General features: G+C 69.2%; 19 protein-coding genes. 16 read left to right on the top strand and 3 right to left on the bottom strand.

Annotated elements, in window-relative coordinates; genetic code table 11:
* The first annotated feature begins 169 nt into the window (after positions 1-169).
* The 4 genes from MOQ72_RS07305 to MOQ72_RS07290 all read left to right on the top strand — a co-directional run bounded on the left by MOQ72_RS07305 (position 170) and on the right by MOQ72_RS07290 (position 3,052).
* Entirely contained in the window at positions 170-664 is a 495-nt protein-coding gene (locus MOQ72_RS07305; RefSeq protein ID WP_242181372.1) for a DUF3830 family protein, read from the top strand.
* Between the two features lie 11 nt (positions 665-675).
* Positions 676-1,434: a maleate cis-trans isomerase family protein gene (locus tag MOQ72_RS07300; protein ID WP_242181371.1), complete on the top strand. Its 759-nt coding sequence runs from the start codon at positions 676-678 to the stop codon at positions 1,432-1,434.
* Positions 1,435-1,592: 158 nt separating this feature from the next.
* Entirely contained in the window at positions 1,593-2,345 is a 753-nt protein-coding gene (locus MOQ72_RS07295; protein WP_242181499.1) for a maleate cis-trans isomerase family protein, read from the top strand.
* Between the two features lie 14 nt (positions 2,346-2,359).
* Positions 2,360-3,052 (top strand): GntR family transcriptional regulator, encoded by a 693-nt coding sequence (locus tag MOQ72_RS07290; protein ID WP_242181370.1) that lies wholly within the window; start codon positions 2,360-2,362, stop codon positions 3,050-3,052.
* A gap of 79 nt (positions 3,053-3,131) precedes the next feature.
* On the opposite strand, the gene MOQ72_RS07285 is transcribed toward MOQ72_RS07290, so the two are convergent.
* Complete coding sequence (locus tag MOQ72_RS07285) at positions 3,132-4,613, bottom strand: NAD-dependent succinate-semialdehyde dehydrogenase (protein WP_242181369.1); 1,482 nt, start codon at positions 4,611-4,613, stop codon at positions 3,132-3,134.
* A gap of 116 nt (positions 4,614-4,729) precedes the next feature.
* On the opposite strand from MOQ72_RS07285, the gene MOQ72_RS07280 reads away from it, so the two are divergent.
* Positions 4,730-5,986: an aspartate aminotransferase family protein gene (locus tag MOQ72_RS07280; protein WP_242181368.1), complete on the top strand. Its 1,257-nt coding sequence runs from the start codon at positions 4,730-4,732 to the stop codon at positions 5,984-5,986.
* Positions 5,987-6,159: 173 nt separating this feature from the next.
* A complete protein-coding gene (locus MOQ72_RS07275) occupies positions 6,160-7,296 on the top strand; it encodes an LCP family protein (RefSeq protein WP_242181367.1) in 1,137 nt (378 codons plus the stop codon).
* A gap of 66 nt (positions 7,297-7,362) precedes the next feature.
* On the opposite strand, the gene MOQ72_RS07270 is transcribed toward MOQ72_RS07275, so the two are convergent.
* Positions 7,363-8,148 carry a lysozyme gene (locus MOQ72_RS07270; protein ID WP_277953707.1) on the bottom strand — a complete coding sequence of 262 codons (786 nt, stop codon included), beginning with the start codon at positions 8,146-8,148 and terminating at the stop codon, positions 7,363-7,365.
* Between the two features lie 344 nt (positions 8,149-8,492).
* Here MOQ72_RS07270 and MOQ72_RS07265 point away from each other — a divergent pair, with 344 nt between their 5' ends.
* A complete protein-coding gene (locus MOQ72_RS07265; RefSeq protein ID WP_242181366.1) occupies positions 8,493-10,253 on the top strand; it encodes an ABC-ATPase domain-containing protein in 1,761 nt (586 codons plus the stop codon).
* Positions 10,254-10,349: 96 nt separating this feature from the next.
* A complete protein-coding gene (locus MOQ72_RS07260; protein WP_372495306.1) occupies positions 10,350-11,012 on the top strand; it encodes a phosphoribosyltransferase in 663 nt (220 codons plus the stop codon).
* A 150-nt stretch (positions 11,013-11,162) separates the two neighbouring features.
* Here MOQ72_RS07260 and MOQ72_RS07255 read toward each other — a convergent pair whose 3' ends face one another.
* Positions 11,163-11,576 (bottom strand): GNAT family N-acetyltransferase, encoded by a 414-nt coding sequence (locus MOQ72_RS07255; RefSeq protein ID WP_242181365.1) that lies wholly within the window; start codon positions 11,574-11,576, stop codon positions 11,163-11,165.
* A 430-nt stretch (positions 11,577-12,006) separates the two neighbouring features.
* Here MOQ72_RS07255 and MOQ72_RS07250 point away from each other — a divergent pair, with 430 nt between their 5' ends.
* The 8 genes from MOQ72_RS07250 to MOQ72_RS07215 all read left to right on the top strand — a co-directional run bounded on the left by MOQ72_RS07250 (position 12,007) and on the right by MOQ72_RS07215 (position 21,460).
* A complete protein-coding gene (locus MOQ72_RS07250; RefSeq protein WP_242181364.1) occupies positions 12,007-12,294 on the top strand; it encodes a hypothetical protein in 288 nt (95 codons plus the stop codon).
* 366 nt (positions 12,295-12,660) lie between these two features.
* Positions 12,661-14,985 (top strand): ATP-dependent Clp protease ATP-binding subunit, encoded by a 2,325-nt coding sequence (locus MOQ72_RS07245; protein WP_372495312.1) that lies wholly within the window; start codon positions 12,661-12,663, stop codon positions 14,983-14,985.
* 245 nt (positions 14,986-15,230) lie between these two features.
* Complete coding sequence (locus MOQ72_RS07240; protein ID WP_242181362.1) at positions 15,231-16,259, top strand: ATP-NAD kinase family protein; 1,029 nt, start codon at positions 15,231-15,233, stop codon at positions 16,257-16,259.
* On the top strand, positions 16,256-17,248 hold the full coding sequence (locus tag MOQ72_RS07235; RefSeq protein WP_242181361.1) for a thiamine pyrophosphate-dependent dehydrogenase E1 component subunit alpha: 993 nt from the start codon (positions 16,256-16,258) through the stop codon (positions 17,246-17,248). The genes MOQ72_RS07240 and MOQ72_RS07235 overlap by 4 nt, the downstream gene beginning before the upstream one ends.
* Before the next feature lie 12 nt (positions 17,249-17,260).
* Positions 17,261-18,274: an alpha-ketoacid dehydrogenase subunit beta gene (locus tag MOQ72_RS07230; protein ID WP_242181360.1), complete on the top strand. Its 1,014-nt coding sequence runs from the start codon at positions 17,261-17,263 to the stop codon at positions 18,272-18,274.
* Positions 18,271-19,374, top strand: coding sequence for an acetoin dehydrogenase dihydrolipoyllysine-residue acetyltransferase subunit (locus MOQ72_RS07225; RefSeq protein ID WP_242181359.1), 1,104 nt, complete (start codon positions 18,271-18,273; stop codon positions 19,372-19,374). The genes MOQ72_RS07230 and MOQ72_RS07225 overlap by 4 nt, the downstream gene beginning before the upstream one ends.
* 81 nt (positions 19,375-19,455) lie before the next feature.
* Positions 19,456-20,757, top strand: a complete 1,302-nt coding sequence (locus MOQ72_RS07220) for a GAF domain-containing protein (RefSeq protein ID WP_308197854.1) — start codon at positions 19,456-19,458, stop codon at positions 20,755-20,757.
* A gap of 241 nt (positions 20,758-20,998) precedes the next feature.
* On the top strand, positions 20,999-21,460 hold the full coding sequence (locus MOQ72_RS07215) for an STAS domain-containing protein (RefSeq protein WP_242181358.1): 462 nt from the start codon (positions 20,999-21,001) through the stop codon (positions 21,458-21,460).
* Positions 21,461-21,478 lie beyond the last annotated feature (18 nt).

Genomic DNA, 21,478 nt, shown 5'->3' with positions numbered 1-21,478 from the left:
CGGGAAAACGCGCTCGCATCGGGGCATTGACACGCTATGAAGCGTTCGTAGGATTGTCAACAATCCACGGGTACCCTCGGCTGCGAGGCGAATCCCGACGTGCGGCGCGGCCGGGCGGGCGGGGCCGGAGGAGATGAAGCGTCCCCACTCCTGCGAACGGAAGATCACGATGCCCAGGTACCTGTCGATCACGCTGGAAAAGCGCGGTGTGTCCTGTGTGGCCGAGCTGCTGGACAAGGACGCGCCCCGGACCTGCGAGGCGGTGTGGCAAGCGCTGCCGCAGGTCGGGCCGGTGCACCACGCCAAGTACGCCCGCAACGAGATCTACACGATGGTGCCGCGGTTCGCGGCCGAGGAACCCGGTCAGGAAAACCCGACGGTCACCCCGATCCCCGGCGATGTCGTGTACTTCTCCTTCCCCAGCGGCATGCTCGACCGGGAGTTCAAGGAGGAGAAGGACATCCACGAGCTGCCCGGCGTGATCGATCTGGCCATCTTCTACGGGCGGAACAACCTGCTGCTCAACGGGGACGTGGGTTGGGTGCCGGGCAACGTCTACGCGACCATCGTCGAGGGGCTGGACCAGATGGCCGAGGCGTGCAACGACGTCTGGAGATCCGGCAGCGTCGGCGAGACCCTCCGCTACGACCGCTACCAGGGTTGACGGGGGGACACATGCCGCCTGACTTCCTCGGGGCGGTATCGGGCCCGGAGCCGCAACGCGGCGTGGGAGTGATCGCTCCGTTCGACCTGGCGCTGGACCGCGAGTTGTGGCGGTGGACTCCAGCGGATGTCTCGCTGTACCTGACGCGCACCGCATTCGTGCCGGTGCCGGTGACCGTCGAGCAGGCCAGCCTGGTCAGCGACGAGGCGGCGGTGCACGGTGCTACTCGCGACCTGCTGGTCCCGGAGCCGGAGGTGGTCGCCTACGCGTGCACCTCCGGCAGCTTCGTCAACGGGGCGACCGGCGAGCGCGCGCTGGTCGAGGTGATGCTGCAGGCCGGTGCGCCAGCGGCGGTGACCGCCTCCGGCGCGCTGGTGCAGGCCCTGCAGATGTTGGGCGTCGGCCGGATCTCGATCGCCACGCCGTACGTGGAGAGCGTGACCGAGCGGTTGCACGGTTTCCTCGACGAACACGGCATCGAGGTGGTCACCAGTGTCGGGCTGGGGTTGCTCGGCCAGATCTGGAAGGTCAACTACCGGCAGGTGGTGGACATCGTGCGTTCGGCGGACCGACCGGAGGCCGAGGCGATGTTCATCAGCTGCACGAACCTGCCGACCTACGACATCATCGGGCCGCTGGAGCACGAGTTGGGCAAGCCGGTGCTGACGGCCAACCAGGTCACGATCTGGGCGGCGCTGCGCGAGATGGGGCTGCAGGCGGTGGCCCCGGAACAGCAGTTGATGCAGGCCGTGGACGCTCCGGCCGCGTGACGATCACATCAAGATTCAGTAAGCCGCGGTGGATCGTGCGGTAACATTGTCAACAATCGACCGGTCGTCCGGTGTTGGCCGTTGCCGTCCCGGGCGGACCGCTCACCCGGTCCGCCGCGGTGTCGCAAACCGACGTCGACGAAGGATGGAGCTCCCCGGTGTCCTACACCGCAGGAATTCTCTACCCCGGCTACAGCGCCGAAGACGACTACCCCACCTTGGAACGCCTGCTCGGCGGGGGCGTGCGGCTGCCGCTGGTGCACACCCTGATGCGCGAGGACGCGCACCGGGTCGACGCACTGCTGGACATCGGCTCGCCCGACGTGCTGGCCGACGGCGCCCGGGAGTTGGTCGACGAGCACCGCGTTCAGTCGGTGATCTGGGCGTGCACCAGCGGGAGTTTCGTCTTCGGCTGGCAGGGCGCCCGCGACCAGGTGGAGAAGCTGCAGGCGGTCACCGGCTTGCCGACCTCCAGCACGTCGTTCGCGTTCGTGCACGCCGCGGCGCAGCTGGGGCTGCGGCGGGTGGCGGTGGCGGCGACCTACCCGGCTGACGTGGCGGCGAAGTTCGTGGAGTTCCTGCACGCCGCCGACCTGGACGTGGTGCGGCTGTCCAGCCGGGGCATCGTCACCGCCGCCGAGGTGGGCACGCTCGGGCGCGCGGACGTGCTGGAGTTCGCGGCGGCCAACGACGACGACCTGGCCGATGCGCTGCTGATGCCGGACACCGCGCTGCACACCGCGGCGTGGCTGGGAGATCTGGAGGACCGGCTGGGCAAACCGGTGCTCACCGCCAACCAGGTCAGTGCCTGGGAGGCGCTGCGGCTGGCCGGTGATCTCGGCGCGCACGACGGATTGGGAACGCTGTTCCGACGGGGAACAGGAGGGGAGCGCGATGCCTCCCCGGAATGAGGAGATGGTGTCAGGTGCTCGGGACCGACGAGCAGAACCAGCAGCCGGGTGAGTTAGAGCCGGTGCAGCGCAAGTCGACCGCGGCGATCGTGGCCGACCAGCTGCGAGCGGCGATCATGTACGGATCGCTGCCTCCGGGCAGTCAGCTCGGGGAGGCCGAACTCGCCGCCCGGCTGGGGGTCAGCCGGGGCCCGCTGCGCGAGGCCATGCAGCGGTTGGTCGCCGAAGGGCTGCTGCGCAGCGAACCGCACCGCGGCTTGTTCGTGATGACCTTGGAAGCCGAGGACGTCCAGGACATCTACCTGGCCCGGCTGGCGGTGGAACGGGCCGCGTGCGAGCAGATCGTGCGCCACCACCGGGTGGAGGCGGTCGCCGAACTGACTGCGGCGCAGAGCCGGATGGTCGCCGCGGCGGGCAAGGGCGATGCGATCGAGCTGGCTGACGCGGACCAGGAGTTCCACGAGACCCTGGTGCGGGTGTCCGGCAGCGCGCGGTTGCAGCGAATGGCGCAGACGCTGCTGGTGGAGAAGCGGATGTGCCTGACGGCCCTGCAGGACAAGTACCACGCCGACGTGCAGGCGCTGGTCGACGAGCACAAAGGACTCGTCGACGCGATCGAGGCCGGGGACGAGAAACTGCTGTTGCAGCGGCTGGAAGAGCACATGAACGACGCGCTCGACCGGCTCAACGGCTCCATGGCGAACTGACCTGGTGAATTGCGGGGCGTTTACGCAACCAGGCGGAAACGCCCCGCAATTCCTGAAGCGAGTCGAGTTCCCCTCTCCTTCACAGGCCGCCGACGGCGACGTACTTGGTCTCCAGGAACTCCTCGATGCCGAACTTGCCGCCTTCGCGGCCCAGCCCGGAGTGCTTCACCCCGCCGAACGGGGCGGCCGGGTTGGACACGATGCCCTGGTTGAGCCCGACCATGCCGCTCTCCAGCGCCTCCGAGACCCGCAGCCCGCGCTGCAGATCGCGGGTGTAGAGGTAGCTGACCAGGCCGTACTCCGTGTCGTTGGCCTGGGCGATGACGGCTTTCTCGTCGGTGAAGGTGGTGATCGGCGCGACCGGGCCGAAGATCTCCTCGCTGCCCATCCGGGCCTCCGGCGAAACGTTGGTCAGCACGGTGGGCTGGTAGAAGTAGCCCTCGCCGTCGCGGGCGGAACCGCCGGTGACGACTTCAGCGCCGCGCTGCACCGCGTCGGCGACCAGTTCGGTGACCTTGCCCAGTTGGGCGTTGTCGATCAGCGGGCCGACCTGGACCTCGTCGGTGACACCGCGGCCCACCCGCAGTCCGCTCATCCGCTCGGCCAGCCGTCGGGAGAACTCCCCGGCCACGTCGGCGTGCACGTAGAACCGGTTGGCCGCGGTGCAGGCTTCGCCGATGTTGCGCATCTTGGCCAGCATCGCGCCGTCCACCGCGGCGTCCAGGTCGGCGTCGTCGAAGACCAGGAACGGCGCGTTGCCGCCCAGCTCCAACGACACCTTGAGCACCTGGTTGGCGGACTGCTCGATGAGCTTGCGGCCCACTGCGGTGGAGCCGGTGAACGACAGCTTGCGGGCCCGGCCGTCGCGGATCATCGGCTCCATCAGCTTGCCCGCGTCGCGCGAGGTGACGACGTTGAGCACGCCGTCGGGCAGCCCGGCTTCGATGAGGATCTCGGCCAGCGCCAGCATCGACAGCGGTGTCTGGTGGGCCGGTTTGATCACCGAGGTGCACCCCGCGGCGATGGCCGGGCCGATCTTGCGGGTGCCCATCGCCATCGGGAAGTTCCACGGGGTGATCAGCAGCGCCGGTCCGACCGGCTGGCGCATCACCAGGAACCGACCGCTGCCGTTGGGCGCGACCGCGTAGTCGCCGCCGATGCGCACGGCCTCCTCGGAGAACCAGCGGAAGAACTCCGCGGCGTAGCTGACCTCGGCCCGCGACTCGGTCAGCGGTTTGCCCATCTCCAGGGTCATCAGCAGGGCGAGGTCCTCGTGCCGCTGCATGATCAGTTCGAAGGCGCGGCGTAGGATCTCGCCGCGCTCGCGGGGTGGGTGCTTGGCCCATTGCGGCTGGGCGTCGGCCGCGGCCGCCAGCGCCGCCAAACCGTCCTCGGGGGAGGCGTCGGCGACAGAGCACAGCGCCTGGCCGGTGGAGGGGTCTTCGACCTCATAGCTGCGGTCCGCGTCGGCGGCACGCCATTTTCCGCCGATGAGCAGCTGCTTGGGCGCGGCATCGACGACCGCGGCCTCTCTGGGGTGCTGTTCGGTTGAGATGGTCATGGCAACGACGAACCCTTCTGGCTCGGAGGTGGACACCGGTGCCCGGTGATGGTTGCATGTCACCGGAGATTGTCAACAATCCTACATTTTGCACGCTTCGAAGCTTGGAGTCGATCATGGCTGAGCTCTCGCCGGTGCTGAAGCAGGCGACACCGGTCCTGGCCGCCCGCGGCGAAGGGGTCTACCTCTTCGACGAGCAGGACCGCCGCTACCTGGACTTCACCGCCGGGATCGGGGTCACCAGCACGGGCCACTGCCACCCGCGCGTGGTCGAAGCGGCCCAGCGCCAGGTGGGTACCCTCATTCACGGTCAGTACACGACCGTCATGCACCGGCCGCTGCTGCGGCTGACCGAACGCCTCGGCGAGGTGCTGCCCGCAGGCTTGGACCGGCTGTTCTACGTCAACTCCGGCAGCGAGGCCGTGGAGGCGGCGGTGCGGCTGGCCCGGCAGGCCACCGGGCGGCAGAACATCGTGGCGTTCCAGGGCGGCTTCCACGGTCGCACGATGGGCGCCGGTGCGTTGACCAGTTCCGGGGTGAAGGTGCGGGCCGGGATCGGTCCGATGATGCCCGGCGTGGTGTTCACCCCGTTCCCGGAGGCATACCGGCACCGTTGCAGCGAGGCCGAAGCGGTGCGCTTCGCGCTGGCCGAGTTCGACCAGCTGCTGGTCACCGTCAGCTCGCCGCGCGATACCGCGGCGATCATCGTCGAACCGGTGCTGGGCGAAGGCGGCTACATCCCCGCTCCGCCGGGGTTCCTCACCGGCCTGCGGGAACGCGCGGACCGGCACGGCATCCTGCTCATCGTCGACGAGGTGCAGACCGGCGTCGGCCGAACTGGCCGGTTCTGGGGCCACGACCACGCCGGGATCCGCCCCGACATCCTGATCACCGCCAAGGGCCTGGCCAGCGGCTTCCCGCTGTCGGCGATCGCGGCACCGGAAGCGCTGATGTCCCAGGCGTGGCCGGGCTCGCAGGGCGGCACCTACGGCGGCAACGCGGTGGCCGCCGCGGCGGCACTGGCCACCCTCGACGTGGTGCGGGACGAGAAGCTCGTCGACAACGCCGCCGAGCAGGGCACCCGGCTGCAGGAGGGCCTGCGCAAGGTCGCCGCCGAGCATCCGGTGATCGGCGACGTTCGCGGGCTCGGCCTGATGGTGGGCAACGAGTTCACCACGCCCGAGGGCAATCCGGACACCGAAACCGCGACCCGCGCGCACCGGGCCGCCGCCGAGCAGGGCCTGTTGCTGCTGACCTGCGGCCCGCACGGCAACGTGGTGCGGATGATCCCGCCGCTGATCGTCACCGCGGAGCAGGTCGACGACGCGGTGGGCCGCTGGGCTGAGGCGGTGCGGCAGGCCGTCGCCGGTTGACCACCGTGGCTGTGGTGGGTGTGATGTCGTGCTCGCGCCCACCACCAGCCGAAACGGGTGATCGCGGGTCACCGTTGTATAGCGGTGGGTGATTCCCGGGCGGCCGTCTGGAATGCTTCACGCCAACACGGCGCGTGCGGGACGCGCCGGTTCGATCCGACGCAGGTGTGTGCATGAGCGACTGGTCGGCGGGGCAGCCGCCGAGGAGCCGGAGACCGCAAAGCGGCGGCGGAAGGTACGACTACTACCGCGATGCCCGCGGCGGGCCGCCGCCGGGACGACGACCCCCGCCGCCACCTCATCGCGGGGCGCGGCCACCGGTCGACGACCTGCCGCCGCAGCCGCCGCCCCGCAAGAAGCGGCACTGGGGTCGGCGCATCGGCATCGCGGTGGCCGTGCTGGTGCTGCTGCTGGGCGGGTTGGTGATCTACTTCGACAGCACGCTGCAGCGCACCGCCGCGCTGAGCTTCGACGGGCAGGCACCGGACTCGGCGGGCACCAACTGGCTGCTGGTCGGCTCCGACAGCCGCGAGGGCCTCGACGAGGCGCAGCGGGAGCAACTGTCGGCCGGGGACGCCGCCGGGCGGCGCACCGACAGCATGATGCTGGTGCACATTCCCAGCGGCGGTGGCCAACCCGCGCTGATCAGCCTGCCCCGCGACTCGTACGTGAACATCCCCGGCCACGGCCGGACCAAGCTCAACTCCGCGTTCTCCTTCGGCGGGCCGCAGTTGCTGGCGCAGACCATCGAGCAGGCCACCGGGGTGCACATCGACCACTACGCGGAGATCGGCTTCGGCGGGTTCTCCGACCTGGTCAACGCCGTCGGCGGGGTGGACATCTGCCTGGACCAGCCGATGAACGACGACATGGCCAACGTGCACCTGCAGGCTGGCTGCCAGGAGCTGGACGGGCCGACGGCGCTGGGCTTCGTACGGGCCCGCTACTCCCTCCAGGGAGGGGACCTGGAGCGCGCGGAGAACCAGCGCAAACTCTTGGGTGCGTTGGTCAAGAAGGCGACCAGCCCGACCACGCTGTTCAACCCGTTCCGGCTGTTCCCGCTGGCGTCCGGGGCGAGCAAGACGTTCCTGGTCAACGACGGCGACCACCTGTGGCACCTGGCGTCGCTCGCACTGGCGATGGGGGACATCAGCGGTGGTCAGGGCGTGACCACCAGCGTGCCGTTCGGTCGCTTCGGCCAGGACTCCGACGGCGGTTCGGTGGTCGTCTGGGACAAGGACGGTGCCAGCCGCATGTTCGAGGCGGTCGCCAACGACCAGCCCATCCCACCGGACCTGCTGGGACCGTAGGACGCGCGCAGACGATGAGGGCCGCCCCGAAGCCGGGGCGGCCCTCATCGCCGTTGGGAGGGACGGTTAGGAGATGAATCGGTTGAGCTGCTTGGTGCTGCCGTTGAAGACGTCCTGCCCGCCGGGGAACGGGCCGCGATCGCTGTTCTGCCAGATGGTGTGGAAACCCCAGCCCGCCGGTAGCGCCCCGATCTCCGGGGCGTAGCGGGCGATCCACAGCGGATTGTTCGGCGCGAAGTCCGGATTGGACGCGGTGCAGCGGTTCCACCAGTCGGTGGTGGTGTAGATGACCGGGAATCGGCCGGTCCGGGCGTGGTAGGTGTTGCTGAAGTCGGCGATCCACTGCGACATCGCGGCGGGGTCCAGGCCGTAGCAGGTCTCGCCGTAGGGGTTGTACTCGATGTCCAGCGCCCCCGGCAGGGTCCGGCCGTCGGAGCTCCAGCCGCCGCCGTTGTCGACGAAGAAGTGCGCCTGGTCGATGCCGTTGGAGCGGTCCGGCAGCGCGAAGTGGTAGGCGCCGCGGGTCATGCCGACGTCGTAGGAGCCGTTGTACTGCTGGGCGAACCGGCTGTTGCGGAACCCGGTGCCCTCGGTGGCCTTGACGTAGGCGAACCGGGCGCCGTCGGCCCACGCCCTGGGCCAGTCGACATCGCCTTGGTGGCCGCTGACGTCCATCCCGCTGATCGCGCCCGCGGGCAGGGAGCGCGGCTGGGCACCGCCACCACCTTCGATGCTGTACCCGGCCCACGCGCCGTTGGGATCGTCGGGGTTGAGCAGCGGCGCGGTGCGGGCCCGCTCGCGCGGTGGGTCGGCGTGGGCGGTGCCGCCGATGAACGCTGCTGCGGTGAGCAGTGCCGCGAGTAGCGTTCGTGTCCTATGTGGACCGCGGGAAACGTTGCGGGACAGGCGTTGCCGGTGGCTGCTGCCGAACGGGTGTGGCACTGCGCTCGCCTCCTCACCAACGCGGCGATCGTCGTCGAGTGGGACCGGCCGGGCTTCGGGGCGTCGGACCGGGGGTGATGCGGATCTTGCGCGTTGGGAGGATAACCCGCTACCGGGGCGCGCGCTGGGTTCTGGCGCGGCGTTTCGTCTGTTTTGCCCCGATGGGGCCGATCGCGGCCGTCCACTGTGGTGGCCGGAGGTGATCCGCGTCTCCCGATTGGAGAATCCGCTGCGGGTGAGGTAGGTCTCGGGGCATGGCACAGCGAGCGGGCGGCTCCGGACCGGGGCGCAACGGAGATCGGCGGCGGTCGGGTGATCGCAGGCGCTACGACCGGCCCGGCGGTGATCGCGGTGATGAGCAGGCGCTGCGGCAGGAGTTGCGCGCCATGCACGGGGCGAGCTACGGCCGCTACAAGTCGTTGAGCGGCCGGTGGTCCTTCGACGGGTTCACCTTGGAGGTCCAGCGGGTGCAGCCGGACCCGTACGCGCCCGCGAGCCGTTGCGAGGTCCGGGTGGATCCGGTGGTCGCGGGTTTCCCGGAGCGGCTGTGGTCCACTCCGGTGCGAGCACGGGGCCTGGCCGGGTACCTGGTTCGGGCGGCGTACCGACGACTGCGGGACAGCCGGTTGCGGGTGGACGCCGGTCGGCAGCAGGTCCTGGACCGCAGCGCCTGCCAGTTGGTGGATGGTGCCGTGGTGCTGCGGTTGGGCATCGACCTGCCCGGCCGGGGCCGCACCATCGACGGGCGGCAGGCGGAGCGGGCGCTGTGCGATGAGCTGCCCGGGATGGTGGCAGCGGCATTGCGGTGGGCCACTGCGGACCAGCAGCAGTTGCGGGAGTTCGTGGACTCCATTGAGGACACCGATGCGCTGCGCCGGATGCTGCCGCGGTTGGGGCTGATCGCCTTCGTCGCCGACGGGGCGATGCTGCCCCGGCGCAGCGGGGTGGACGAACGTCCGCTGCCCGACGGTGTGCCGTTCGCGGCACCGGAGTCGATGCGCGTTGAGGTGGAGCTGCCCAACCGGGGCCTGGTGCGCGGCATGGGGGTGCCGGAGGGGATCACGCTGATCGTCGGTGGTGGTTTCCACGGCAAGTCGACCTTGCTGCGGGCGTTGGAGTTCGGCGTCTACGACCACGTGCCTGGCGACGGGCGGGAGCTGGTGGTGTGCCGGGAGGACACCGTCAAGGTGCGTGCCGAGGACGGGCGGCGGGTGCATCGGGTGGATGTCAGCCCGTTCGTCAGCCATCTGCCCACCGGTGCCGAAACCGCGGACTTCTCCACCGACAACGCCTCGGGCTCGACGTCGCAGGCGGCGGCGATCGTGGAGGCGGTGGAGTCCGGCGCGAAGGTGCTGCTGGTCGACGAGGACACCGCGGCGACGAACCTGATGATCCGAGATGCCCGGATGCAGGCGTTGGTGGCCAAGGAGTCCGAGCCGTTGACTCCGTTCGTGGACCTGATCCGGCCGCTGCACGCCGCGCACGGGGTGTCGACGGTGCTGGTGATGGGCGGCTCGGGGGACTACATGGACGTCGCCGACCAGGTGTTGATGCTGGATGCCTACCACGCGCGTGACGTCACCGATCGCGCGAAGCTGCTGGCGGCGTCGCCGACCGGTCGCCGGTCCGAGGCCGAGGTGTTCCCGCCGGTTCGCCACCGGGTGGTGGATCCGCGCTCGATTCCCACCGAGCGGCCGAAGATCCGCGCTCGGGGCGTGGACGCACTGACCCTGGGCGAATCCACTGTGGAGCTTCGCGGGGTGGAGCAGGTGGTCGACCCGGCTCAGGTCACCGGGATCGGGTTGGCGCTGGTCAACTGCGCGCGGCGCGGGTTGCTGGACGGCCACCGCACGGTCGCCGAGGTGCTCGATGCCTTCGCCGCCGACGTCGCCAAGCGCGGGGTGGCCGCCGTGGACGAGCACTACGTGGGCGACTTCGCGGTGCCGCGGCGTTTCGAGCTGGCGGCGGCGCTGAACCGGTGGCGCGCGCTGCGGGTGATCGGTTTTCGGTCCTGACGGAGGTTTGCCCAGCGGAGTTGAACGGGCATCATCGAGGCGAGTGGTTTCCCCGATGTGTTGCCGTGCGCGCACGCGGCGGACGGGAGGCGAGCGATGCCTCGCATGGGTTTCCCGCAACGAACCGCCACCGGCTACTCCGATCGCAGGCATGCCGGTCGGGTGCTGGCCCAGCGGATGACCGGACTGCGACTTCTCGACCCGGTAGTGCTCGGCCTGGCCAGGGGTGGGGTGCCGGTGGCCGCGGAGGTGGCGCGGATGCTGAAGGCGCCGCTGCGGGTCTGCGTGGCCCGCAAGATCGGCGCGCCGAGCCAGCCGGAGTTGGCGATCGGCGCGGTGACCGCGGACGGACCGGCCAGCTACGACCACCGTCTGGTGCGCTCGTTCCACCTCGACGAGCAGACCCTGCAGGCGGCCTGCGAACGGGAGCGCGCTGAGGCCCGCCGCCGGGAGCGGCTGTTCCAGCACGGCGAGCCGTTGCCGCTGGGCGGACGCGACGTCGTGCTGGTCGATGACGGGCTGGCGACCGGGGCGACGGCCCGCGCGGCGGTACGGATGCTGCGCGAATCGTCGCCGACCCGCGTGGTGCTGGCGGTTCCGGTCGGCTCGCCCGAGGCGGTCAGCGCGCTGCGCGAGGAAGCCGACGTGGTGGTGTGCGTGCTGCAACCGGTCGGCTTCGCGGCGGTGGGGCAGTGGTATCGGGATTTCAGCGCCACCACAGATGAGGAGATCCACGAGATCCTCCGCGACTTCGACTAGCAGTGCTGGTTTCCGTGCGGTCGTCTTCAGTGGTCTGCACTTATTTTGATAGATCCTGTGTTTTCAGTGTGGATCAAAACTAAACACCAACGAGCTTGAACATGCCAAAACCGAAGCAGGCACAAACGCCCAGAAGAGGGCACCCCGCTGTCAGTTCGTGCTGGCCTGATCGGGGAGGAAGATCAGCCCGGCTTTCGTGGGGCGGAACCCGCAGGAGCCGTGGTAGAAGCCGCTCAGGTGCGCCTCGAAGTCGACGTGCAACCAGGTGCACCCAGCGCGCTGGGCGGCGTTGGCCGCGCGCCGCACGAGTTCGGTCCCGATGCCCTGGCGTTGGTGGTCCGGCCGGACCTTCGGGTCGAGCAGGAAGGCGTGGTCGCCGCCGTCCCAGGCCACGTTGACGAATCCGACCAGTGGCCCGTCGGGCAGTCGCGCAGTCATCCAGCCCAGGCTGTGCGCGCTGACCCGGTTCCACCATCCGCGCTCGGCGGTGCCGCCGTGCGATCGCGTCAGCTCGGCCAGTTCGTCGTCGGCGAGGTCACCACGCCAGCGGAAGTCGATCTCCACGGTGCGATGTTCGCAGGTGGATGGGCGGGCCAAAACGGGTTTCCGGTGGAGGTGGGCATTCGGATCCAGTTCAGTCCGCGGGAGCGCGCTGTGACCCGCTGGTGTTGATTTTGATAGATCGCGTTGCTTCAGTGTCGACTAAATACAATCCTCCGGACCAACCCTCACCAATCGAAGCCACGACGCGATAACCTCGCGGGACCTCTTCCTGCGCTGCGAAGAGCTGAAAATCGGGTGGTTCGTGCCACCGGTTGGGGGTCTTCGGGCGCGTCGGGGTGGAGGTAGCCGTCCGTCTCGGGTTGATTGGTTCGTTATGACTGCCGCTGGACATTCCGACAACACGCCGCCGCAGGCGGGTAGGCACACGCCACCTCGGCGGTCGGGGGCGAGACGGAGTGCCGATTCCAGCGACTCCGGATATTCCGCCGAAGTGGCCTGGCAGGTGGGTGAGGCGGCCGCCGCCTTGGGCGATCGGCTGCGGGATCCGGCGGTGCCGCACACCGTCGAGGAGATCGAGAAGGTCATGCGCGGGTTCTCGCTGACGGTGGAGGGCATGTCCGTCGGTGTCGGCGGGGTGACCGAGTGGCTGCGCGCGGCGGGGCACGCTGGTCCGCTGTCCGGGCACGCGAGTGTGATGGCGGAGCGGTTGTCGCACATCGGCAAGGAGTTGAGCCGGTTGGCCGAGGCGATCGAGCGGGCGCAGCAGCGCGCGAGTTGAACGGCCTGGCGGCCGACCGCCGCGCGCGGATGCGCGTGATGCCGGGACGGCTGCGGGGCTGTTTCGGACCTCTCAGTATGTTTGTGCCAACATCGCGACTGCGATGATCGAGTTGCGCTTCGCGGGTCCGGTTTGGTGATCCGGCGTTGCGGCAGCTCGGTGCGTGGTCGCGAGGATCAGTGCGCTGCTGCTGGTGGGCGCGCTGGTGGGGTCGGGCGCCGGTCTCGCTAGCGGGCGGGCGACGTGCTGGTGTGCTGCTGGAGTCCGGTTGCAGGCGGGGCCTGCGCGTGTGTTGTGGAGGTGGCCCCTTTGGTTCGCGGCAGTGTCGGTGATTCCTCTGCCGCCTTTGATTCGCTGTTCAGCGAGATGTTCTCGGGGGCTTCGGAGGATGCGTCCACTTCGGAGCGCGGGCTGCCGTTGGGGACGTTGCTGGACGAGCAGGCGCACGAGGTGGTGTCGAAGGCGGTTCGGGCCACCGTGGATTGGGGCAGCCGGGAGCTGGACAGCGCGCATCTGCTGTGGGCGGTGACGCAGGTCGGGGCGACTGCGGAGTTGTTGGTGTCTTCCGGTGTGCGGGTGGAGGAGTTGGCCTCGGCGGTGCGGTCGGCGGTGGTGGCGCAGGATCCGGTGGGGTCGGGTCGGCCGGTGTTGTCGTCGGCGGCGCGGCGGGCGTTGTTGGGGGCGTATCAGCAGGCGTTGGCCGAGGGCGCCGATGTGGTGGGTGCGCGGCACGTCGTGTTGGGGTTGGCCGCGGATGCGGATTCGGTGGCCGGGCGGGCGTTGGCGCGGGCGATCGAGCTGGGTGATCGGGGTGCGGCTCGGTCGGTGTTGAGCGTGACGCCGCGGTTGGACGAGTTCGGGTTGGATCTGACCGAGTTGGCGCGGGCGGGGAAGTTGGATCCGGTGGTGGGCCGGGACGCGGAGATCGAGCAGGCCGTCGAGGTGTTGGGGCGGCGGTCGAAGAACAATCCGGTGTTCGTGGGGGATCCGGGGGTGGGCAAGACCGCGATCGTGGAGGGGTTGGCGCAGCGCATCGTGGACGGGGCGGTGCCGTGGTCGTTGGCGGACATGCGGGTGGTGTCGCTGGATCTGGCCGGGATGGTGGCGGGGGCGAAGTACCGGGGGGAGTTCGAGCAGCGGTTTCGGGATGTGCTGGCGGAGATCCGGGCGCATCGGGAGGACGTGCTGGTGTTCATCGACGAGGTGCACAGCATCGTGGGTGCGGGTGCTGGTGAGGGGTCGATGGATGCGGGCACGATGCTCAAGCCCGCGTTGGCGCGGGGTGAGGTGCGGTTGATCGGGGCGACGACGGTGGAGGAGTACCGGCGGCACGTGGAGAAGGATCCGGCGCTGGAGCGCCGGTTCGCGCCGATCATGGTGCCGGAGCCGTCGGTGGCCGACACGGTGGTGGTGCTGCGGGGTTTGCGGGATCGGTTTCAGCGGCATCATCGGGTGCGCATCGATGACGCGTCGTTGTCGGCGGCCGCGGAGTTGTCGCAGCGCTACATAGCGGATCGGTTCTTGCCGGACAAGGCGGTGGATCTGCTGGATCAGGCGTGTTCGCGGGTGCGGTTGCGGCGTGGTGGTGAGGTGCGGGAGTCGGCGGTGTTCGAGCCGACGGTGGGTGCCGATGACGTGGCGGATGTGGTGGCGTCGCGGACCGGGATTCCGGTGGCGGATGTGAGTGCGCAGGATGCGCAGCGGTTGTTGGCGTTGGACCAGGTGCTGCGGGCGCGGGTGGTCGGTCAGGACGCTGCGGTGGCGGCGGTGGCCGAGGCGGTGCGGCGGGCGCGGGCCGGGTTGGCGGATCCGGATCGGCCGATCGGGAGTTTTTTGTTCTTGGGGCCGACCGGGGTGGGCAAGACGGAGTTGGCGCGGGCGTTGGCGCATGCGTTGTTCGGGGATGTGCAGCGGTTGTTGCGGTTGGACATGGGGGAGTTCCAGGAGAAGCACACGGTGTCGCGGCTGGTGGGGGCGCCGCCGGGGTATGTGGGTTATGGCGAGGCGGGGCAGTTGACGGATTCGGTGCGGCGGCAGCCGTATTCGGTGGTGTTGCTGGATGAGGTGGAGAAGGCGCATCCGGATGTGTTCAACACGTTGTTGCAGGTGTTGGATGCGGGGCGGTTGACCGATTCGCAGGGTCGGTTGGTGGATTTCCGCAACGTGGTGGTGATCATGACCTCGAACATCGGGGCGGATCGGATCATGGACGCCGGGGTGGATTCCGGGGAGTCGGCGTTGGTGGTGTTGGAGGAGTTGCGGGCGTTCTTCCGGCCGGAGTTCATCAACCGGATCGATGATGTGGTGGTGTTCCGGCCGTTGGCGGCGGAGCAGTTGCGGCGGATCGCGTCGTTGCTGTTGGAGCGCACCGGGGAGCAGTTGGCGGCCAAGGGGATTCGGTTGGTGGTCAGCGATGCCGGGTTGGGGTGGTTGGTGGAGCGGGGGTACCAGCCGGAGTTCGGGGCGCGGCCGTTGCGGCGGGTGATCGCGCGGGAGTTGGACAACCGGTTGGCGTCGATGGTGTTGGAGGGCGCGTTGTCGGCGGGTGATCAGGTGTCGGTGGATGTGCTCGGCGGGGAGTTGTCGCTGGTGGTGACGTCGGTGTGGGAGCCGGTGTCGGGTGGTCGGCACGCGGCGGCGGCCGCGGTTGAGCGTTCGGAGCCGATCCAGCGGCACAGCGTGTTCGGCTGACGGTTCCTTTTCTCTAAGGGGAAAGGAGTTCAACGAGATCACCGGCGACACGGAGCTGTCACAACGATCCGTTGTCGCCGGAGTCGCGGCCGCCCGATCGATCCGTTGACGTCCTGGTGGCCTTGAACCGCCTCGGTGGGCAGCCGATCGGGTGATGCTGGTCGGCTGCAACCCCTTGCAACTCTTCCGGATGTGCGAGTCGGGTCGGACAGTGGAGCGGGTATCGCGCTGTTCGAGGAGGAGCGGTGGCCGACGCGCTGGTGGGTATCGTCGCCAATCCGATGTCGGGTCGGGATGTGCGGCGGTTGGTGGCGCAGGCGTCGGTGTTCCCGACCGCGGAGAAGGCCAACATGGTGCAGCGGCTGCTGGGGGCGTTGGCGGCGGTGGGGGTTGGCCGGGTGCTGATGTCCACGGATCTGGGTGGGATCTCGGCGGGGGTGCTGCGGGCGTCGCGGCAGCACCGGCCGGGGCGGGATGCGCCGTGGCCGGCGGTGGAGTTCCTCGACGGGTGGGTGCCGACGGAGTCGGCCGTGGACACGGTGCGTGCGGTCGAGCACATGGTGGCGGCCGGGGCGCGGGTGGTGGTGTGCCTGGGCGGGGACGGGACCGCGCGGGTGGCTGCGCGTGCAGTGGGGTCGGTGCCGTTGCTGCCGTTGTCGACGGGGACGAACAACGTTTTTCCGGAGTTGCGGGAGGCCACGGTCGCGGGTTTGGCGGCGGGGTTGGTGGCCACCGGTGCGGTGGATGCCGCTGCGGTGACGCGGCGGGCGAGCGTGTTGCGGGTGCGGGCTGGGCAACGCGATGAGGTGGCGTTGGTGGATGTGGCGGTGTCCAGCGCGCTGCACGTGGGTAGTCGCGCTGTGTGGGATCCCTCGACGCTGACCGAGTTGTACTGCACGTTTGCCGAGCCGGATGGGATCGGGTGGTCCAGTGTGGCCGGTTTGCTGCTGCCCAGCCGCCGTGCGGAGCCCGAGGGTGTGGCGTTGCGGTTGGGGCCGGGTGGTCGGGTGGTGCGGGCGCCGATCGCGCCGGGGTTGATTCGTTCGGTGGGGGTTCGGGAGTGCCGGGTGCTTGCGGTGGGGGAGACCGTGGCGGTGCGGACGGCGTCGGGGGTGATCGCGGTGGATGGGGAGCGGGAGATCGAGTTCGGTCCGGGTGTTGATCCGAGTGTGCGGCTGTGTGCCGAGGGCCCGTGGTGTGTGGATGTGCGGGCGGTGTTGCGGCGGGCGGCCGAGGAGTCGTTGTTGGTGGAGCAGGACGGAGGGTTGCCATGACTGGCACGGTGTCCGAGCATGCCGCTGCGCCCGCTGGGGCGGATTTGGTTGCGGCGTATCGCACGATGCGGACCATTCGGGCGTTCGAGGATCGGGTGCACGAGGAGTTCGCGACCGGTGACATTCCGGGGTTCGTGCACCTCTACGCCGGGGAGGAGGCTTCGGCGGTGGGGGTGTGCGTGCATTTGGATGATCGGGATTCGATTGCCAGCACGCATCGGGGTCACGGGCATTGCATCGCCAAGGGGGTGGATGTGAAGGCGATGATGGCTGAGATCTTCGGGCGGCGGACCGGGTCGTGCAACGGCAAGGGCGGTTCGATGCACATCGCGGATCTGAGCAAGGGCATGTTGGGTGCCAACGGGATCGTCGGGGGTGGGCCGCCGTTGATCTGCGGGACGGCGTTGGCGGGCAAGTTGGCTGGTAATGGCGCGGTGAGCGTGGCGTTCTTCGGTGATGGTGCGAGCAATCAGGGCACCACGTTGGAGGCGATGAACTTGGCGTCGGTGTGGAACCTGCCCGCGGTGTTCGTGGCGGAGAACAACGGGTATGCGGAGGCGACGGCGAGTCGTTGGTCGGTGGCTTCGGACAACATCGCTGATCGGGCGGCGGGTTTCGGGATGCCCGGGGTGATCGTGGACGGGTTCGATTTCTTCGCGGTGCACGAGGCGGCTGGGGAGGCGGTGGCGCGGGCTCGGGATGGCGGTGGGCCGACGTTGATCGAGGTGAAGTTGACTCGTTATTACGGGCATTTCGAGGGTGATCAGCAGACTTACCGCGGTGATGAGGTCGCGCGGGCTCGGCAGGGGTTGGACTGCTTGGCGCGGTTTCGGGCGCGGGTGACGGAGACCGGGCAGGTCTCCGGTGATCGGTTGGATGTGGTGGATGCCGAGGTCGCGGCGTTGATCGAGGACGCGGCGCGGGCGGCGCGGGCGGCGGCGAAACCGTCCGAAGTGGACTTGGAAACCGACGTCTACGTGTCGTACTGAAGGGAGCGTTCGATGGCACGGTCGATCAGTTACCGCGAGGCGATCGGTGAGGCGTTGCGGCAGGAGATGCGTCGGGACGAGCGCGTGGTGGTGATGGGTGAGGACATCGCCGGGGGTGCCGGGGCGCCGGGCGCGGATGACGCCTGGGGCGGGGTCATGGGGGTGACCTCGGGGTTGTTCGGGGAGTTTCCGGGGCGGGTGTTGGACACCCCGATTTCGGAGTCGGCGTTCATCGGTGCGGCCATTGGTGCGGCTACGCGTGGGTTGCGGCCGGTGGCGGAGTTGATGTTCATGGATTTCATGGGGGTGTGCTTCGACCAGATCTTCAACCAGGCGGCGAAGTTCCGGTACATGTTCGGGGGCAAGGCGGTCACGCCGGTGGTGATCCGCACGATGTACGGGGCGGGGTTGCGGGCGGCGGCGCAGCATTCGCAGTCGTTGTATTCGATTTTCACGCACGTTCCGGGGTTGAAGGTGGTCACGCCGTCTTCGCCTTATGACGCGAAGGGGTTGTTGATCGCGGCGATTCGCGATGATGATCCGGTGATCTTCTGCGAGCACAAGGCGATGTACGACGTGGTGGGTGAGGTGCCGGAGGATTCCTACGCGTTGCCGTTCGGGGAGGCCGATGTGGTGCGCGAGGGTTCGGATGTCACGGTGGTGGCGATCGGGCGGATGGTGTCGGTGGCCGGGCAGGCTGCGGAGCGGTTGGCCGCTGAGGGGGTGTCGGTGGAGATCGTGGATCCGCGGACCCTCAGCCCGCTGGACACCGAGACGATCCTGGACAGCGTCGAGAACACCGGTCGGTTGGTGGTTGTGGACGAGGCCACGCCGCGGTGCAGCATGGCCACCGATATTTCGGCTCTGGTGGCCAGGGAGGGGTTCGGGTCGTTGCGGGCGCCGATCGAGATGGTCACCGCCCCGCACACGCCGGTGCCGTTCAGCGACGCGTTGGAGGACCTGTACGTGCCGGATGCGCAGCGGGTGGCCAATGCGGTGAAAACGACTGTGGGGTACCAGCGGTGAGCGCGGCCGGGGTGCAGCAGGTCGTGATGCCCAAGTGGGGTTTGTCGATGTCGCAGGGGCGGATCACCGAGTGGCTGGTGGCCGAGGGTGATCGGGTCGAGCCGGGTACGGAGTTGGCGGAGATCGAGACGGACAAGATCGCGGGCACGTTGGAGGCTGGTGGGGCGGGCGTGTTGCGGGCGATCGTGGCTGCGGCGGGGCAGGACGTTCCGGTGGGCGCCACGATCGCGGTTGTCGCTGATGATGATGTCGGCGAGGGGCCTGTTGCGGCGGTGGTGGCCGCCGCGCGGGAGGAGTTGGCCAGTGGTGCGGTCGTCGAGGAGTCCGGACCGGCGGTGGAGGCCGTCGAGGTCGGGGGGCGGCGGTTGAGCTATGCCAGCCTGGGCGATGGCGAGCAGGCGGTGGTGTTGGTGCACGGCTATGGCGGGGACAAGAACTCGTGGTTGTTCGTGCAGGAGCCGCTGTCGGCGGCGGCGCGGGTGTTCGCGTTGGATTTGCCGGGGCATGGCGAGTCGAGCAAGGACGTCGGCGACGGCAGCCTGGAGATGCTGGTCGCGTCGGTGTTGGGATTGCTGGATGCGGTCGGCGTCGACCGCGCGCATCTGGTGGGGCATTCGTTGGGTGGTGCGGTGGTGGCCGCGGTGGCGCGGGCCGCGCCGCAGCGGGTGGCGTCGTTGACGTTGGTGGCTCCGGCGGGTTGCACGCGTGCGGTGGATGTGGAGTTCGTGCGTGGTTTCGCTGCGGCGTCGTCGCGTCGTGAGCTCAAGGCGCAGGTGGCGAAGCTGTTCGGCAATCCGGAGTTGGTCACTCGCCGGTTGGTGGAGGATCTGCTGCGGTACAAGCGGTTGGACGGGGTCACCGAGGCTTTGCAGGCGTTGCAGGTGGCGTTGCTGGATGGTGATCAGCAGCGGATCGACACTCCCGGGTTGTTGGCGTCGGTGGCCGTGCCGGTGACGGTGCTGTGGGGTGGTGCGGATCAGATCTTGCCGGTGCCCGACGAGCTTGCGGGGTTGCGGGTCGAGGTGGTCGACGGCGCCGGGCACATGTTGCACCTGGAGCATCCGCATGTGGTGCGCGAGGCGGTGCTCGCTCGGTTGTGATGCCCCGACCGGCCGTTTACGTTCCCGGTTGCCGCTGCTGACAATGAGGGCCGCGCGCAAGCCGGGAGCGCGTGTTCTGAGGTGGGACAACGGCGTCGGGAGCGGACATCAGTGCGCGGTGAGCGGTTGGAACCGGCGGTGCCGGTCGGCACCGATGCGCGAGTGCGGGCGCGGGTCCTGGAGCAGGTGCATGCCCAGTACCTGTCGGGTGTTTTGGTGCGGGAGGCGCCGCGGCCGGTGATTTCCGAGTCGTGGCAGCGGGTGTTGGGTGCGGGGATGGATCCGGGCCGGGCGCGGGAGTGCGGGTTGTTGGGGTCGCGGGAGTTGGCGCATCGGCGGCGGGCGACGCGGGCGACGCGGTTGGCGCAGGTGTTGCCGACGTTGCGGGCAAGTCTGGTGGCCATTGCCGAGCAGGCGTGCAACATCATGGTCGTGGCTGATGGCGATGGCCGGGTGTTGTGGCGGGAGGGCGATTGCGGGGTGCGTGCGTGGGCGGATCGGTTGGGGTTCGTGCCGGGGTCGAATTGGCGTGAGGACGCCGTGGGTACGAATGCGATCGGTACGGCGCTGGTGGTCGGTCGTCCGGTGCAGGTGTATTCGGCGGAGCATTTCCTGGTCAGCCACCATCCGTGGACGTGTTCGGCGGCGCCGGTGCGGGATCCGCGCAGTGGTGTGGTGTTGGGTGCGGTGGATTTGTCCGGGCCGGTGTCGACGGTGCATCCGAGCACGTTGGCGTTGGCGATGACGGCGGCGCGGTTGGCGGAGACCGAGTTGCGTCATGCGCATCGGTGGGAGTTGGAGCGGCTGCGGGCGGTGGCGGCGGGGGTGTTGGCTGGCTGTCGTGGGCGGGCGTTGGTCACTGACGCGCATGGTTGGGTTGCGGCTACGGCCGGAGTGGCGCCGGTGGATCGGGTGTTGTTGCCGGAGGCGTTGCCCGGTGCGTGTTGGCTTCCGGCGTTCGGTGCGTGTATCGCGGAGCCGGTGCCGGGTGGGTGGTTGATCCGGTTGGATGCCGCTGAGTCGCCGGGCCCGGCCGAGGTGGTGTTGGATCTGCGCGGCAGCGGTCCGGCGTGGTTGGAGGTCAGCGGGGTGGGCGGCAGTTGGCGGCAGCGGTTGACGCCGCGTCATGCCGAGGTGTTGTTCGTGCTGGCGTGCCATCCGGGTGGGCGCAGTGCCGTGGAGTTGGCCGAGGACCTGTTCGGGGATGCGGGGCGGGCGGTGACGGTGCGGGCGGAGATGTCGCGGTTGCGGCGGCATTTCGCGGGGGTGCTCGCGCACCGTCCGTACCGGTTCGCCGAGTCGGTGGTGGTGCGGGTGGAGATGCCGGTCGACGGCCCGCCGCTGTCGGCTTCGCGGGCGCCCGCGGTTCGCTGCTACCACTGACGCGTCTCGTGACGCTGTGTCACCCCGGTGTCGGGTGCGTGGGGTAATTGGTCGGGCGGAAGCCCACCTGATCGAGACCAGATGTCACACGAACGTGGTGAGCCTTGTTGGGTTGGCTGGTGGCTCCTACGGTGGGAAGTGCGGTTGAGCAGCCGCCACGGCGCACCTCTTGCGTTGAGCGCAGCGGCGAGTTCCTGGGCCCGTGGCCAAAGCCCGTCGATACGCAACCAGGGGAGGTAGCGTGATCGTTTCCAGATCCGGTACTCCACCGGCCGCGTGGACTTCGCGCGGTCACGAGATCGTGGCGCCACGCTCGCCGGACGATCCGATCATCGGCCGTAGTGCCTGCTCGTCCGCGTTGCGGCTGGCCGTGGAATGGCCCGCCCCCGGAATCGTGGTGGTGCGCATTCGTGGCGAGATCGACCTCGCCACGGTGCCCAGGCTCACCGAACTCATCCGGCAGCGATTGACCGCGGCGGCGTTGCACGCGGTGGTGCTGGACCTCTCGGAGGTGTCGTTCGCCAGCAGTGCCGCGGTCGAGTTGCTGCTGCACACCCAGCGCCGCGCTGAGCATCGCGGCATCCGGCTGTTCGTGGTGCCCGGCGGTGGCGCGATGTTGCGGCTGTTGACGATCACCCGGCTGCGGGAGCGGTTCGTCTGCCGGGAAACCGCGGCCCAAGCGGTTGCCGAAGCCCGCGTGTGAAAGCCCGGTTGAGGGGTC

It is taken from the genome of Saccharopolyspora soli, from assembly GCF_022678645.1.
GTDB classification, from domain to species: domain Bacteria; phylum Actinomycetota; class Actinomycetes; order Mycobacteriales; family Pseudonocardiaceae; genus Saccharopolyspora; species Saccharopolyspora soli.
This window is presented reverse-complemented; position numbering and strand designations above follow the sequence as displayed.

Coding starts and splice junctions, on each gene's coding strand:
- MOQ72_RS07230 (WP_242181360.1), top strand. CDS start 17,261: ATGGCACGGTCGATCAGTTACCGCGAGGCGATCGGTGAGGCGTTGCGG.
- MOQ72_RS07265 (WP_242181366.1), top strand. CDS start 8,493: ATGGCACAGCGAGCGGGCGGCTCCGGACCGGGGCGCAACGGAGATCGG.
- MOQ72_RS07305 (WP_242181372.1), top strand. CDS start 170: ATGCCCAGGTACCTGTCGATCACGCTGGAAAAGCGCGGTGTGTCCTGT.
- MOQ72_RS07245 (WP_372495312.1), top strand. CDS start 12,661: ATGTTCTCGGGGGCTTCGGAGGATGCGTCCACTTCGGAGCGCGGGCTG.
- MOQ72_RS07260 (WP_372495306.1), top strand. CDS start 10,350: ATGCCTCGCATGGGTTTCCCGCAACGAACCGCCACCGGCTACTCCGAT.
- MOQ72_RS07275 (WP_242181367.1), top strand. CDS start 6,160: ATGAGCGACTGGTCGGCGGGGCAGCCGCCGAGGAGCCGGAGACCGCAA.
- MOQ72_RS07300 (WP_242181371.1), top strand. CDS start 676: ATGCCGCCTGACTTCCTCGGGGCGGTATCGGGCCCGGAGCCGCAACGC.
- MOQ72_RS07235 (WP_242181361.1), top strand. CDS start 16,256: ATGACTGGCACGGTGTCCGAGCATGCCGCTGCGCCCGCTGGGGCGGAT.
- MOQ72_RS07285 (WP_242181369.1), bottom strand. CDS start 4,613: ATGACCATCTCAACCGAACAGCACCCCAGAGAGGCCGCGGTCGTCGAT.
- MOQ72_RS07280 (WP_242181368.1), top strand. CDS start 4,730: ATGGCTGAGCTCTCGCCGGTGCTGAAGCAGGCGACACCGGTCCTGGCC.